A 14,811-nucleotide genomic window follows, 5' to 3' on the forward strand; every position below is an offset into this window, starting at 1 on the left:
TACTAGGACCCGAACTTAATGAATCACTTTGAATTATTTGGGCTACCAAGTCAGTTTAAGCTGGATGGTAGCCTTCTTTCTTCTCAGTTCCGAGAACTACAAAAACGCTTCCACCCGGATAACTTTGCAACGGGCTCAGAACGTGACCGTTTGATGGCGGTGCAAAAGGCGGCGCAAATCAACGATGCCTATCAAGTTCTGAAAAATCCTATTTCTCGCGCCGAGTATATCCTCGCAGAGCAAGGTGTTGAGATCCGAGGTGAACAGCAAACAATGCAAGATCCGATGTTCTTAATGGAGCAAATGGAACTGCGCGAAGAACTGGAAGAGATTGCTGACAAGTCCGATCCTGAATCGGCGCTTTTTGACTTCGACTCTAAGGTCAGCAAAATGTACAAACAGCATCTGGCAAGCGTCGAGCAAGAGCTTGATGATGGTCTATGGGCTGAAGCCGCAGACCGAGTTCGTAAGCTAAAATTCATTGCCAAACTAAAGAACGAAATTGAGCTAGTCGAAGACAAACTCCTCGGCTAGTAAGCGTGACAAGGACCTATCATGGCACTACTTCAAATCGCAGAACCGGGCCAAAGCTCGGCACCTCATGAGCATAAGTTAGCAGCGGGTATCGACTTAGGTACTACCAACTCTTTGGTTGCTTCTGTACGTAGCGGCGATGCAACTCCACTTGCGGACGAGCTGGGCCGTACTATTTTACCTTCAGTCGTTAATTACGCTGAGGAAACGTTAACGGTCGGCCACGAAGCCAAAGCCAAAGCAGAGTTTGAACCAGAGAACACGATTATCTCTGTAAAACGTTTGGTCGGTCGTTCATTAAAGGACATTCAGTCCCGTTACTCTTCACTTCCTTATCGTTTTAAAGAGAGTGAAAACGGCCTGCCAATTCTGCAAACACCTCAAGGTGACAAAAACCCGATTGAAGTATCTGCGGACATCCTAAAAGTATTGGGTAAGCGAGCTGAAGATACGTTAGGTGGTGAGTTAGCAGGTGTCGTTATTACCGTTCCTGCTTACTTTGATGACGCGCAACGTGCAGGTACAAAAGATGCGGCGAAATTAGCTGGTCTTCATGTTCTCCGTCTACTTAATGAACCAACCGCTGCGGCAATTGCTTATGGCCTAGACTCTGGTCAAGAAGGTGTGATTGCGGTTTACGATCTAGGTGGCGGTACTTTTGATATCTCTATCCTACGTTTATCGAAAGGCGTATTTGAAGTATTAGCAACAGGTGGCGACTCTGCATTAGGCGGTGACGACTTCGACCATCTATTTGCCGATTATTTAATGGAGCAAGCGGGTCTAGAAGCGCCGCTCTCTGCAGAAAAGAACCGTACACTGTTGAACATTGCTACTGAAGCTAAGATTGCTTTCTCTGAGCAAGACAGTGTTGACGTTGACGTTTTTGGTTGGAAAGGCACCGTGACTCGCGAGCAGTTCGAAGATCTGATTCGTCCGCTAGTGAAGAAAACCCTGATGTCTTGCCGCCGTGCGCTGAAAGATGCGGATGTCGACGCAGATGAAGTACTCGAGGTCGTCATGGTTGGTGGCTCAACCCGTACATTGCTGGTTCGTGAAATGGTAGGCGAGTTTTTTGGTCGCACACCCCTGACAAGCATTAACCCTGATGAAGTTGTTGCAATCGGCGCGGGTATCCAAGCAGACATTCTCGCGGGTAACAAGCCTGACTCTGAAATGTTGCTTCTTGATGTGATTCCACTGTCGCTCGGTATTGAAACCATGGGTGGTTTGGTCGAGAAGATCATCCCCCGCAACACTACGATTCCCGTTGCGCGTGCGCAAGAATTTACCACATTCAAAGATGGCCAAACGGCGATGAGTGTTCATGTGGTACAAGGTGAACGTGAAATGGTTGATGACTGTCGTTCACTTGCTCGCTTCTCGTTAAAAGGTATTCCTCCGATGGCAGCGGGTGCGGCACATATTCGCGTGACTTACCAAGTTGACGCTGATGGCCTTCTTTCTGTTACGGCAATGGAGAAGAGCACTGGTGTTCAATCAGAGATTCAAGTAAAACCTTCTTACGGCTTAAGTGACAATGAAGTGGCGGATATGTTGCGTGATTCAATGACGCACGCAAAAGAAGACATGCAAGCTCGTGCCTTAGCTGAGCAGCGTGTTGAAGCCGACCGAGTGATAGAAGGTTTGATTGCAGCGATGCAAGCTGATGGTGATGACTTACTATCAGAACAAGAGAAACAAAACTTGATTAAAGCCATCGAAGCCTTGATTGAGCTGCGTAATGGTGATGATGCAGATGCGATAGAGCAAGGCATTAAAGATACCGATAAAGCGAGCCAAGATTTCGCATCACGCCGTATGGATAAATCGATTCGAGCTGCGTTGTCAGGTCAATCAGTAGACGATATATAAGAGATAAGTAGTTATGCCTAAGATTATTGTATTACCACACGACGATTTGTGCCCAGAAGGTGCAGTGTTGGAAGCAAACTCTGGTGACACCGTTCTAGACGTAGCGCTAAAAAACGGTATCGGTATTGAACATGCGTGTGAGAAGTCATGTGCGTGTACTACCTGCCACGTAATCATCCGTGAAGGTTTTGATTCACTAGAAGAAAGTGAAGAACTAGAAGACGACATGCTAGATAAAGCGTGGGGTCTAGAGCCTGAGTCACGCCTAGGGTGTCAGGCGAGAATTGCTGATGAAGACTTGGTGGTAGAAATTCCTAAATACACACTAAACCACGCTTCAGAAGATCACTAAAACTATCTTCCCAATATAGGGAAGAAGCAAAAGGAAGATGAGCAATGAAATGGACAGATTCTCGCGATATCGCGATTGAACTTTGTGACAAGTTTCCAGATGTCGATCCAAAAACAGTGCGTTTTACCGATCTTCATCAATGGATCATGGAGTTAGATGAGTTTGACGATGAGCCAAACCGTTCTAATGAAAAGATTCTAGAAGCCGTTATCATGTGCTGGATGGACGAAGCAGACTAAGTCTGTAAAACACAGCCTAGTTAACAATTCTTACTAAAAAAAGCGGACCTTTAGGTCCGTTTTTTTATCCAATTGACATTTTTGCCCTACATAATGCTAACATCCGTGAGTTATTAAAAAGAAGCAGCGTAGGCAACGCTGCTATAAGACAAGGAGAAACCATGTCTACACAGATGTCTGTATTTTTAAGTCAAGAGTCGGCAGCACCACATTGGGGTGAAAAAGCACTGCTTTCATTCGCTGAAAACGGCGCAACTATTCACTTAGGTCAAGGTCATGATCTCGGCGCAATTCAACGTGCAGCTCGTCAGCTAGATGGCCAAGGAATTCGTTCTATTTTTCTTTCTGGTGATAACTGGGATCTAGAGAGCGTATGGGCTTTCCACCAAGGGTTCCGTAACCCTAAAAAACATGGCTCAGTTGAGTGGGCAGCATTGTCTGATGAAGATCAAGCAGAGCTTCAAGCTCGTATTACTTCGACTGATTTTACCCGCGATATTATCAACAAAACGGCAGAAGAAGTTGCTCCTCGTCAGCTAGCGACAATGGCTGCTGAATTCATCAAATCTGTTGCGCCGAAAGGCACGGTGACAGCACGTATCGTCAAAGACAAAGACTTGTTGGCAGAAGGTTGGGAAGGTATTTACGCAGTAGGCCGTGGTTCTGAGCGTACTTCTGCGATGCTTCAGTTAGACTACAACCCAACTGGTGACGAAAACGCACCTGTATTCGCATGTCTTGTGGGTAAAGGCATCACCTTTGATTCCGGTGGTTACAGCTTGAAGCCTTCTAACTTCATGAGTGCAATGAAAGCAGATATGGGTGGCTCGGGTACTATCACTGGCGGCCTAGGGTTAGCTATCTTACGCGGTTTGAACAAGCGCGTAAAACTGATCTTGTGTTGTGCTGAGAACATGGTTTCTGGCCGTGCCCTTAAGCTTGGCGACATCATCACTTACAAAAACGGCAAAACCGTTGAGATTATGAATACCGACGCGGAAGGTCGCTTGGTGCTTGCAGACGGTCTTATCTACGCTAGTGAGCAAAAGCCTGAGTTAATTATTGACTGCGCGACGCTAACAGGCGCAGCGAAGAATGCGTTAGGTAACGATTACCATGCGCTAATGAGCTTTGATGATGAGCTATCGCATCAAGCGCTTACGGCGGCAAACCAGGAAAAAGAAGGCTTGTGGCCGCTACCACTTGCTGATTTCCATCGAGAAATGCTGCCATCTAATTTTGCCGATTTATCGAATATCAGCTCTGGTGATTATTCTCCGGGTGCAAGTACTGCAGCTGCATTCTTGTCTTACTTCGTTGAGGACTACAAAAAAGGCTGGTTACATTTCGACTGTGCGGGTACGTATCGTAAAGCCGCTTCTGATAAATGGGCTGCGGGAGCAACGGGTATGGGTGTTCGTACACTTGCTCGTTTCCTCAATGAGCAAGCTGGAAAATAAGATTGATTGCAGCACTCTCTTGTTTGAGTGCTGCTCTTACCCAGTAAGTCACTTTAAAAGCACAACTATTATTACAAGTACAGAAAGGAAATTTTATGGCTCTAGAAAGAACATTTTCAATCATTAAGCCTGATGCTGTAGAGCGAAACCTAATTGGTGAAATCTACAATCGTATTGAAAAGGCTGGCCTACGTATCATCGCTGCCAAAATGGTTCACCTGACAGAAGATCAGGCAAGCGGCTTTTATGCAGAGCATGAAGGTAAAGAGTTTTTCCCTCCTCTAAAAGAGTTCATGACATCTGGTCCTATTATGGTTCAGGTATTGGAAGGCGAAAATGCGATTGCACGTTACCGCGAGCTAATGGGTAAAACCAACCCAGAGGACGCGGCATGTGGCACTTTGCGTGCTGATTACGCACTCAGCATGCGTCACAATTCAGTTCATGGTTCAGATAGCCCTGAGTCTGCCGCTCGTGAAATTGAGTTTTTCTTCCCTGAATCAGAAGTTTTCACTCGCTAACTCGTTCATGCATCACTTTTGCGTGATGATCTAGTTCGTAATAACCTCGGAATTGTCCGAGGTTTTTTATTCCGCGTTCTCCATTTCACCTGCGAGTTCATTCGTAATTATTCGCGAAGATGTTGGCTAATCTGAGCATCTTACAGGGGTGAAAGCTTAGTTACGTGTGTTTGTTCTCACTGTTTTCTCTGTACCACTTCTACGCTTTTGTTGTCGGTTGTCTAATCATTATTCTCACCGTAAAGTCTGATTAAAATTTAATCGTTTTTATTTTAATGCCTTAGCAAACTCAGGGTCTTACACCCCTTGTTGTAGCTGCATAAAGGCTGTACAATTCGCGCCCTTATTCTTGTTTCAGTCATTGAGAGGCAACATGACCACTGAAAAAATCAATCTACTCGACTTTGATCGCAAAGGCATGCGTCAGTTTTTCGCGGAAGAACTTGGCGAGAAAGCGTTTCGTGCCGATCAGGTTATGAAGTGGATCTACCATTTCGGTGTAGATGACTTCGAAAAAATGACAAACATCAACAAGAAGCTGCGCGAAAAGCTTTTACACAAGTGTGAAATTAAAGCACCAACTGTAGCAGAAGCTCAGCATTCTTCAGACGGCACGATCAAGTGGGCAATGAAGGTTGGTGATCAGGATGTAGAAACGGTTTACATTCCAGAAGATGATCGCGCAACGCTTTGTGTATCTTCTCAAGTAGGTTGTGCATTGGAATGTAAGTTCTGCTCAACAGCACAGCAGGGCTTTAACCGTAACTTGAAAGTTTCAGAGATCATCGGTCAGGTGTGGCGTGCTGCACGTGAAATTGGTCTTGAGAAAGAAACAGGCCGTCGCCCAATTACGAACGTCGTGATGATGGGCATGGGTGAGCCGCTTCTTAATATGAAGAACTTGATTCCTGCATTGGAGTTAATGCTGGATGACCTTGGCTTTGGTTTGTCGAAGCGTCGCGTAACCGTATCAACATCAGGTGTCGTTTCTGGTCTTGATCAGATGACGGGCAAAATCGACGTTGCGTTAGCGATCTCTCTTCATGCGCCAAACGATAAGCTGCGTAGTGAAATCATGCCAATTAACGATCGTTGGGATATTCAAGATTTCCTAGCATCCGTTCGTCGTTACATTGCTTCATCGAATGCAAACCGTGGCAAGGTAACAGTCGAGTACGTGTTGCTTGATCATGTGAACGATGACATGGACCATGCTCGTGAACTGGCTGAATTGATGAAAGACACACCATGTAAGATTAACTTGATTCCGTTTAACCCGTACCCAGGTTCACCTTACAAGAAACCAAGTAACTCACGTATTGATCGCTTCCAAAAAACATTGATGCAATACGAGCACACAGTTACGGTTCGTAAAACACGTGGTGATGACATTGATGCCGCATGTGGTCAGTTGGTCGGTGATGTAATTGACCGAACTAAACGTACGGCAATGCTGAAAGCGTCACGCGGTGCCGATACCATTGAAGTGAAAGCTGTATAAACGACCGGAATTCAAAAATAGCCAGAGCCATTCGCTCTGGCTATTTTGTTTATTGTTTAGGACATTTTCGCCAAGATTTGGGACTATCACTCTTCAACCTAAGGTTATTTGGGTATAATTTCGAATTCCTTTGTCAAAGTTTGGACAAAAGCTTGAGCTATCTGTTAGTTTGAGTGTAAAGAGTTTTTGTCTTCGTTGCGCATTCGCTTATCATGATATGTAACACTAACGATGACACCGATAATTCTCAGCACTTTCTCACATACGTTTTGCTGATTTTTGCAAAACGGGTATTCGCACTCAGATCGCTGAGAGTTTCTTAAAATTATTATTTTTGGTTAACGCGTTTTGGCTAGCTATCTTTAAAGAGGCTTAAGAACAATAACGAAAATACATGACCACGTTAGCCACTAAAACAGATTAAATACCGCCATTATGACAGAACACGAAAATACGAATGAAGTGCCACTCTCTATTGAAGCTGGCACATTACTGAAAAACAAACGTGAATCCTTGGGAATGAGCCAAAAGCAAGTTGCCGACCGCCTGAGGCTTCGCATTTCTGTGATTGAAGATATTGAAAATAACCGATTTGAATCTCAACAAGTCGCGACATTTACGCGTGGTTACTTACGCTCTTACGCTAAATTCGTAGGTCTTGATGAGAAGGTGGTTTTGACGGCGTTAGAGCAGACTGCCGATGCTCAGCCTCAAGAGCAAGAAATTGAAATGCAAAGCTTCTCTCGTAAAACAAAAGACGAGAAGCACAATAGCCGTATTATGCTCCTTACTTGGGTTATCGGGCTAGTCATTATTGGCATTTCAGCTGCATGGTGGTGGCAAAACCAACAAGAGAATAGCCTAACTAAGGAAGTAACGGATTCAAGTGTTGAAGCGCCGCAGCCCACTGCTCAAGAATTAGCTGATATCGATTTGATGACGGCTGAAGAGTTAATCGCAAGCACTCCTGAAGAAGTTGCTTCAACTAATGAAGGTGTTGCTGAATTGACTGAAGCACCCGTTGAGCAAGGGGCGGATCCTTTGCTGACTGAAACTGAAAATACAACAAGCGTAGATTCTGAAGAACCTGTTGCCGTGATTGAAGCGGCGGAAGAGGAACAGCCTGCGCCAGTAGTACCTGAAGGCATGACACTTCTTACTATGAAGTTTAAAGCGGACTGTTGGATTCAAGTAAAAGACACCAATGGTAAAACGCTGGTAAGTGGTACTCATAAGCCAGGACAAGATGTAGAACTTACCGGAAAAGCGCCATTTAAAGTGATATTGGGCGCACCGGAAGGGGTTACAATGACATTTGCAAGTGAACCTGTCGACCTTTCTGGGTATACTTCAGGCAAAGTAGCTAGATTCACTCTACCGTTATAAAAAATTATGCAACACGAATCTCCAATTATTCGTCGTAAATCGACGCGTATTTATGTGGGTGATGTGCCAATTGGTGATGGTGCGCCAATTGCAGTACAGTCAATGACTAACACTCGCACGACTGACGTAGAAGCGACAGTCGCTCAAATCCGAGCACTAGAAAAAGTCGGCGCAGATATCGTTCGAGTTTCTGTACCTACGATGGACGCAGCAGAAGCTTTCAAACTGATTAAACAGCAAGTTTCTGTACCATTAGTGGCTGATATTCATTTCGACTATCGTATCGCGCTGAAAGTGGCGGAGTACGGAGTTGACTGTTTACGTATCAACCCAGGTAACATCGGCAATGAAGAGCGCATTCGCGCTGTTGTTGATTGCGCTCGCGATAAAAATATCCCGATCCGTATTGGTGTCAATGGTGGATCTTTGGAAAAAGATCTACAGATGAAATACGGTGAGCCTACGCCAGAAGCCTTGGTTGAATCGGCGATGCGTCACGTAGATCATCTCGATCGTCTTAACTTTGACCAATTTAAAGTTAGCGTGAAAGCTTCAGACGTTTTTCTTGCGGTGGATTCATATCGTCTGCTGGCGAAGAAAATCGATCAGCCTCTTCATTTAGGTATCACAGAGGCGGGTGGTGCTCGAGCTGGCGCTGTTAAGTCATCTGTTGGCTTAGGTATGCTGTTATCTGAAGGGATAGGCGATACGCTGCGTATCTCTTTGGCTGCCGATCCAGTTGAAGAAATCAAAGTCGGTTTCGACATCCTTAAATCTCTGCGCATTCGCTCTCGAGGCATCAACTTTATTGCGTGCCCAAGCTGCTCACGCCAAGAATTCGATGTGATTGGTACGGTGAATGCACTGGAGCAACGTTTAGAAGACATCATCACGCCAATGGATGTGTCTATCATCGGTTGTGTGGTAAACGGCCCTGGTGAAGCAGAAGTTTCTCACTTAGGTCTAGCAGGTAGTAACAAGAAGAGCGCATTCTACGAAGATGGTAAACGCCAGAAAGAGCGCTTTGATAACGATGACCTTGTGAATAAGCTAGAAGCTAAGATCCGTGCGAAAGCAGCTATGATGAATGGCGAAAACCGCATCGAAGTTAAAGTACAAGATTAATCTCAACGAGAATTACGGTAAGTATTGTGGCAAAAACAATTCAAGCAATTCGAGGCATGAACGATTGCCTCCCAACTCAGTCGCCACTGTGGCAAAAACTAGAAAACACAGTGAAAAATGTAATTAGCGCATACGGTTATAACGAAGTGCGCATGCCAATCGTTGAAGAAACAAACCTATTCAGCCGCGCTGTTGGTGAAGAAACAGACGTCGTTTCAAAAGAAATGTACACCTTTGATGACCGTAACGGCGACAGCCTAACACTTCGCCCTGAAGGTACGGCGGGTTGTGTACGTTCATGTATTCAAAACAGCCTTATCAACCGTGATGAACAGCGTCTGTGGTACATGGGGCCTATGTTCCGCCATGAACGTCCGCAGAAAGGTCGTTACCGTCAATTCCACCAGTGTGGTGTTGAGGTGTTTGGTCTAAATGGTCCAGATGTTGATGCAGAGCTTATCATGATGACGGCGCGTTTATGGCGTGAGCTAGGTATCAATGAACATGTTCGTCTTGAGCTGAACTCTATCGGTTCTCAAGAAGACCGCGCAGACTACCGTACTGCACTGGTTGCATTCCTTGAGCAACATATTGATGTGCTAGATGAAGATTGTAAGCGTCGCATGCACACGAACCCACTGCGTGTTCTGGATACGAAGAACCCAGACGTTCAAGCTATTTTAGGTGATGCGCCTCGCCTTTCAGATTACTTGGGTGAAGAATCTAAAGCACACTTCGCAGGTCTATGTGAACTTTTAGACGCTGCAGGTATCAAATACACAGTTAACGAACGTCTAGTTCGTGGTCTGGATTACTACAATCGCACGGTATTTGAGTGGATCACTGAGAGCCTAGGTGCTCAAGGCACTGTATGTGGCGGTGGTCGTTACGATGGCCTTGTAGAGCAATTAGGTGGTAAACCAACACCAGCGGTTGGCTTTGCAATGGGCCTAGAGCGTCTAGTACTGATGCTAGAAACGTTGGAACTGACAGACGTTCGTCGCAGTGTTGACGTGTACGTAGTCACTGCGGGTGAAGGCACCATGATGGCAGGAATGAAGCTAGCAGAACAGCTTCGCGAGTCTGTTCCAGGCGTTCGTGTGATGAATCACTTCGGTGGCGGTAACTTCAAGAAACAGTTTAAACGCGCAGACAAAGTTGGTGCTGTTGTAGCATTGGTTCTGGGCGAAAACGAAGTTGCGGATAATACCGTAGTATTGAAAGACTTAGCTGGTGGTGAGCAAGAGACTTACAACCAAGCAGAAGTTGCAGAAAAGATCGCAGCACTGATTTAAGTCTTTTAGTAATCTAACAAAATTACATCCTAGTTCGTAAGCTAAGGCTCCCAAATGTGGAGCCTTTAAACGAAATAGGAACAATGGCAGCTAAGCTGCCATTTACATGTTTTAAGAGGACAGGAAGTGGAACTTTACGATACTGAAGAACAACAAGTTGAAGCCATTAAAGACTGGTGGAAGGAAAACGGCAAAGCCGTCATCATCGGTGCGGTTGTTGGTTTAGGTGGTCTATTCGGCTGGCGTTACTACCAGGATTCTGTGATTCAGGCGAGTGAAGCAGCTTCTCAAAGCTACACGACAGCAATGAATGCTTTGCAAGACAAAGGCACTGATGCTCAAGCTGACGTGAAAGCTTTCATTGAGTCAAATGAAGTAAAAGAATATTCAGTATTGGCTGCACTACAACTTGCTAAAGCACAAGTTGAAGCTCAAGACCTTTCTGCTGCATTGGAGCAACTGAAGTGGGCGCAAAGCAACACTCAAGATGCTGCGTTGTTACCATTGATTAGTTACCGCATTGCGCGTATTGAGACGGAAATGGGTAACTTCGACGCTGCAACGGCAGAGCTAAGTAACGTCACTGATACAGCATGGACAGGTCGTATTGCTGAACTTCGTGGCGATATTGCGATTCGCCAAGGTGACAAAGATGCTGCGTACGCTGCGTATACTGAAGCTCAGCAAGCGGCAGATGCAAGCCCGACACTACAAATGAAATTGGACGATCTGGCGAAATAAGGACCGCATTGGATGAAAAGAGTCTTTAAGAAAGCCTTGCTAGGGGCGTTAACAATGGGAGTACTTGCCGGTTGTGCAGGTGAGAAAGACACCATTGTAATGGCGCCACTACCTCAGGTAGACAGTCAGTTTACAACCAGTAGTGAGTGGAGCACATCGGTTGGCGATGGTGTTGGTCATTACTTTTCAAAACTATCCCCTGTATTTGCGAATGATACATTGTTCGTGGCAAGTCGTGATGGCTTAGTAAAAGCGCTGGATCCTGAGAATGGTAAACAACGTTGGCAAACGGACCTAGAAGAAGATGTCATTGCTCGTCTCTCTGGTGGTATCACAGCGGCATACGGAAACCTTTACATTGGCTCTGAGAATGGTGAAGTCATCTCTCTTGACCAAGAAACAGGTGAAATTGTTTGGCGTGTAAAAGTTGGTGGTGAGGTACTGGCGAAGCCAGTTGCAGATTCAGGCCTTATTATCATCAATACTAGCCGAGGCATGCTGATTGCCCTTAATGAGAGTACAGGTGAGCAACGCTGGGCATTAAGCACAGAAGTGCCGAACTTAACTTTACGTGGCGACAGTACTCCGACTGCAATTGGCGGCGGTGTATTTTGGGGAACGGCAAATGGCCGACTCGCAGCTGCTATCGTTGAGCGTGGTCAGTTGATTTGGCAACAGCCTGTTGGTACGCCAAAAGGCGCGACAGAAATTGATCGTTTGGTTGACGTTGATTCATCGCCAATTGTGCTAGGCGGTACTCTTTTCACCATTGGATACAATGGTCAACTTATCGCCATTGACTTGCGTTCAGCGAACCCGATTTGGAAGCGTAATTACTCATCTGCGACAGACATTTCTACAGATGGTAGTCGCATCTTTGTGATAACGGAAAAAGATCATGTTGTTGCCGTTGATTCACGAAGCGGGACTGAGTTGTGGGAAAACAGCTTGCTTGAGCACCGACAACTTACAGCGCCAGTTATTGTTGGCAATTATCTCGTTGTCGGTGACACGCTTGGTTACCTTCACTGGATGGATCGTTCAACGGGCGAATTTGTTGCGCAGCAGTTTGTCGATGATAGTGGCTTGGCAGTTGGCCCGACGTTATTGTCGGATGGTTATGTGATTACAACTCGCAACGGCGATGTAAAGAAACTAACCATTAACGAATAATATCGTGATATAATTCACATTCGGCTCCTGGCTGGTGACAGCTAGGAGCCGTTTTGTTGTTTGAATTTATTAACCCTGACGTGGTTATAGGTAAAAAGCTGGTTTGATTTGGCATCGAGCAAGTCGTTACCTATAACTACAGAAGAAAGATTATTGTAGAGGTTGTTATGGTACCTGTTGTAGCTCTAGTAGGGCGTCCGAACGTAGGTAAATCTACACTATTTAACCGATTGACTCGCACTCGTGACGCGTTGGTTGCGGACTTTCCAGGCCTAACGCGAGACCGTAAATATGGCCAGGCGAGACTTGGTGAAGAGCACGAATTCATTGTGATTGATACTGGTGGTATCGATGGCACAGAAGAAGGCGTGGAAACAAAGATGGCAGAACAGTCATTAGCCGCGATTGATGAGGCTGATGTTGTATTGTTCCTTGTTGACGGTCGTGCTGGTCTGACACCTTCAGATGAAGCAATTGCTGCGCATCTGCGTAAAATTGAAAAGCCAGCGATGCTGGTAGTAAACAAAATCGATGGTATTGATGCCGATGCGGCGTGTGCTGACTTTTGGCAGCTCGGCGTGGATGATATGTACCAGATTGCGGCCGCTCATGGCCGTGGTGTGACCGCTTTGCTTGAGCGTGCTTTATCTCCATTCTTTGATGATCTACTAACAAGTGAGTCTGAAGACGGTGAGATTGAAGACCTGACTGGATTCGAAGACGAAGAGCCTCTTGTTGAAGATTACACTGAAGAAGACGCAGAAGCAGAGTTCAAACGCCTTCAAGAGCTGCCGATTAAGTTGGCGATCATCGGTCGTCCTAACGTAGGTAAATCGACACTGACTAACCGTATTCTGGGTGAAGAACGTGTGGTTGTATACGATATGCCTGGTACAACGCGCGATTCTATCTACATCCCGATGGAGCGTGATGGACGCGAGTACGTACTAATTGATACCGCAGGTGTTCGTCGTCGTGGTCGTATCAATGAAACGGTTGAAAAGTTCTCTGTTGTTAAGACGCTGAAAGCGGTAGAAGATGCAAACGTCGTTCTACTGGTGATTGATGCTCGTGAAAATATTTCAGACCAAGACCTAAGCTTGCTTGGTTTTGCACTGAATGCTGGCCGCTCAATTGTCATCGCCGTTAACAAGTGGGATGGTCTAGACAGTGACGTGAAAGAAAGCGTGAAGAAAGAACTGGACCGCCGTCTAGGATTCGTCGACTTCGCGCGTATCCACTTTATCTCTGCGCTGCACGGTACTGGCGTTGGTCACTTGTTTGAATCTATCCAAGAAGCATATAACTCGGCGACAACGCGTGTGGGTACGTCAGTACTGACGCGTATCATGAAGATGGCTGTGGATGATCACCAACCGCCAATGGTTCGTGGTCGTCGTATCAAACTCAAATACGCACACGCAGGTGGTTACAACCCACCGATCGTTGTTATCCACGGTAACATGGTTCGTGAATTGCCAGATTCGTATAAACGTTATCTGATGAACTACTTCCGTAAGTCTCTGGAAATTATGGGAACACCGATTCGCATTAACTTCCACAACAGTGATAACCCATACGAGAACCGTACGAATAAGCTTACGCTATCACAAGAGCGTAAACGTAAGCGTATGATGTCGATGGTGAAAAACCGCAATAAATAATGAAATTCGAATACCCAAGTTTCTACTTGGGTATTTTTTTATCAAAAGTAATCGTAAAAATGACTATCACAGCAACAAAGACTCGTTTTTGTCATCAAACATGGCAATTAGAAGCACAAATACAGCTCGTTCAATATACGGAAGAAGTGACTTACGTTATTACAGATGTCACGCCGTTCCATCCCGTTAGTCACATATGGCCGGATCACCCTGCAGACAAAGGAACGTTGAAGGTGAATGGGGCTGAGCATGACGTAGTAGATTGCCAAGTTGGGGCAGTGGAGCAGGAAAGTGGTGCTCTGTATGTGGGTAGTGACATCCCTGTAAAGCGTGATGCTGAAGGTTGGGTGTTTGTCGTCGTGCATGTTTTATCACGTACGGAATCATTTGCAATTAATGACTTGGTAACATTAGCGGTAGATAAAGACTATCAAAATGCTGTGAGTCGAGGCCACACTGCAGGACATTTAGCGTATTTGGCGTTGAATAAAGTACTATCGGAAGACTATTGGCGAAAAGACGCAGACCGCAAAGACCCACATGGTTATTATGACTTTAATAGCTATGCGCAAGTTACTAGTTATGTCACTCCAGACAAGTGCCTCGATACGTACCGTTTAGGCAAAACACTCCGTAAAAGAGGATTAAACAGTGCAGATATGCTGAATGACCTCCAGGCGATTGCAGAAAAAGTGAATGGCCAACTGGTTGAATGGCTTCAAAGAGATGCGATGATCACCATGGAATGCCACGGCGATAGATTAACGGATTCTCGCTATTGGAAGTGCGATTTAGGGGAAGGTCAATTAGCGGTAATCCCTTGTGGTGGAACGCATGCGAGCCATTTAAATGAGTTTGCTTTTATCCAAGTTAAACTCGTTAAGCTCGACGCTCAAACTATCGAAATGCACACCAATGTAAACACTGCTTTTTGAATAAGATCTT

At 45.6% G+C, this 14,811-nt stretch carries 14 protein-coding genes; all 14 read left to right on the forward strand.

The genetic code is table 11. The features are described 5' to 3' along the window. Positions 1–18: 18 nt before the first annotated feature. The gene (gene hscB, locus R7F67_RS19310; protein ID WP_033905803.1) at positions 19–534 is read left to right on the forward strand and encodes a co-chaperone HscB; all 516 of its coding nucleotides are present in this window, start codon (positions 19–21) and stop codon (positions 532–534) included. Positions 535–555: 21 nt separating this feature from the next. After that, complete coding sequence (hscA, locus tag R7F67_RS19315) at positions 556–2,409, forward strand: Fe-S protein assembly chaperone HscA (RefSeq protein ID WP_318057307.1); 1,854 nt, start codon at positions 556–558, stop codon at positions 2,407–2,409. Between the two features lie 13 nt (positions 2,410–2,422). Further along, positions 2,423–2,761, forward strand: coding sequence for an ISC system 2Fe-2S type ferredoxin (fdx, locus tag R7F67_RS19320; protein WP_005381713.1), 339 nt, complete (start codon positions 2,423–2,425; stop codon positions 2,759–2,761). Between the two features lie 44 nt (positions 2,762–2,805). Further along, positions 2,806–3,000, forward strand: a complete 195-nt coding sequence (gene iscX, locus R7F67_RS19325) for a Fe-S cluster assembly protein IscX (RefSeq protein ID WP_005381711.1) — start codon at positions 2,806–2,808, stop codon at positions 2,998–3,000. 161 nt (positions 3,001–3,161) lie between these two features. Next, positions 3,162–4,460, forward strand: coding sequence for an aminopeptidase PepB (pepB, locus tag R7F67_RS19330; RefSeq protein WP_054575091.1), 1,299 nt, complete (start codon positions 3,162–3,164; stop codon positions 4,458–4,460). 95 nt (positions 4,461–4,555) lie between these two features. Then, positions 4,556–4,981 (forward strand): nucleoside-diphosphate kinase, encoded by a 426-nt coding sequence (gene ndk, locus R7F67_RS19335; protein WP_017633914.1) that lies wholly within the window; start codon positions 4,556–4,558, stop codon positions 4,979–4,981. A 373-nt stretch (positions 4,982–5,354) separates the two neighbouring features. Continuing rightward, positions 5,355–6,482 carry a bifunctional tRNA (adenosine(37)-C2)-methyltransferase TrmG/ribosomal RNA large subunit methyltransferase RlmN gene (locus tag R7F67_RS19340; protein WP_017633913.1) on the forward strand — a complete coding sequence of 376 codons (1,128 nt, stop codon included), beginning with the start codon at positions 5,355–5,357 and terminating at the stop codon, positions 6,480–6,482. 435 nt (positions 6,483–6,917) lie between these two features. Beyond that, a complete protein-coding gene (gene rodZ, locus R7F67_RS19345) occupies positions 6,918–7,868 on the forward strand; it encodes a cytoskeleton protein RodZ (protein WP_005383707.1) in 951 nt (316 codons plus the stop codon). Between the two features lie 6 nt (positions 7,869–7,874). Then, positions 7,875–8,993, forward strand: a complete 1,119-nt coding sequence (gene ispG / locus R7F67_RS19350) for a flavodoxin-dependent (E)-4-hydroxy-3-methylbut-2-enyl-diphosphate synthase (protein ID WP_005381699.1) — start codon at positions 7,875–7,877, stop codon at positions 8,991–8,993. 26 nt (positions 8,994–9,019) lie between these two features. Beyond that, positions 9,020–10,288, forward strand: coding sequence for a histidine--tRNA ligase (gene hisS, locus R7F67_RS19355; protein WP_005381698.1), 1,269 nt, complete (start codon positions 9,020–9,022; stop codon positions 10,286–10,288). A gap of 126 nt (positions 10,289–10,414) precedes the next feature. Beyond that, the gene (locus R7F67_RS19360) at positions 10,415–11,029 is read left to right on the forward strand and encodes a YfgM family protein (RefSeq protein WP_005381697.1); all 615 of its coding nucleotides are present in this window, start codon (positions 10,415–10,417) and stop codon (positions 11,027–11,029) included. A gap of 12 nt (positions 11,030–11,041) precedes the next feature. Further along, a complete protein-coding gene (gene bamB, locus R7F67_RS19365) occupies positions 11,042–12,202 on the forward strand; it encodes an outer membrane protein assembly factor BamB (RefSeq protein WP_005381696.1) in 1,161 nt (386 codons plus the stop codon). Between the two features lie 167 nt (positions 12,203–12,369). Continuing rightward, positions 12,370–13,866 (forward strand): ribosome biogenesis GTPase Der, encoded by a 1,497-nt coding sequence (gene der / locus R7F67_RS19370; RefSeq protein WP_258476059.1) that lies wholly within the window; start codon positions 12,370–12,372, stop codon positions 13,864–13,866. A gap of 59 nt (positions 13,867–13,925) precedes the next feature. Beyond that, entirely contained in the window at positions 13,926–14,801 is an 876-nt protein-coding gene (locus R7F67_RS19375) for an alanyl-tRNA editing protein (protein WP_258476058.1), read from the forward strand. The last annotated feature ends 10 nt before the right edge of the window (positions 14,802–14,811 follow it).

Source organism: Vibrio sp. YT-17 (genome assembly GCF_033337375.1).
In the GTDB taxonomy this organism is placed as follows: Bacteria; Pseudomonadota; Gammaproteobacteria; order Enterobacterales; family Vibrionaceae; genus Vibrio; species Vibrio alginolyticus.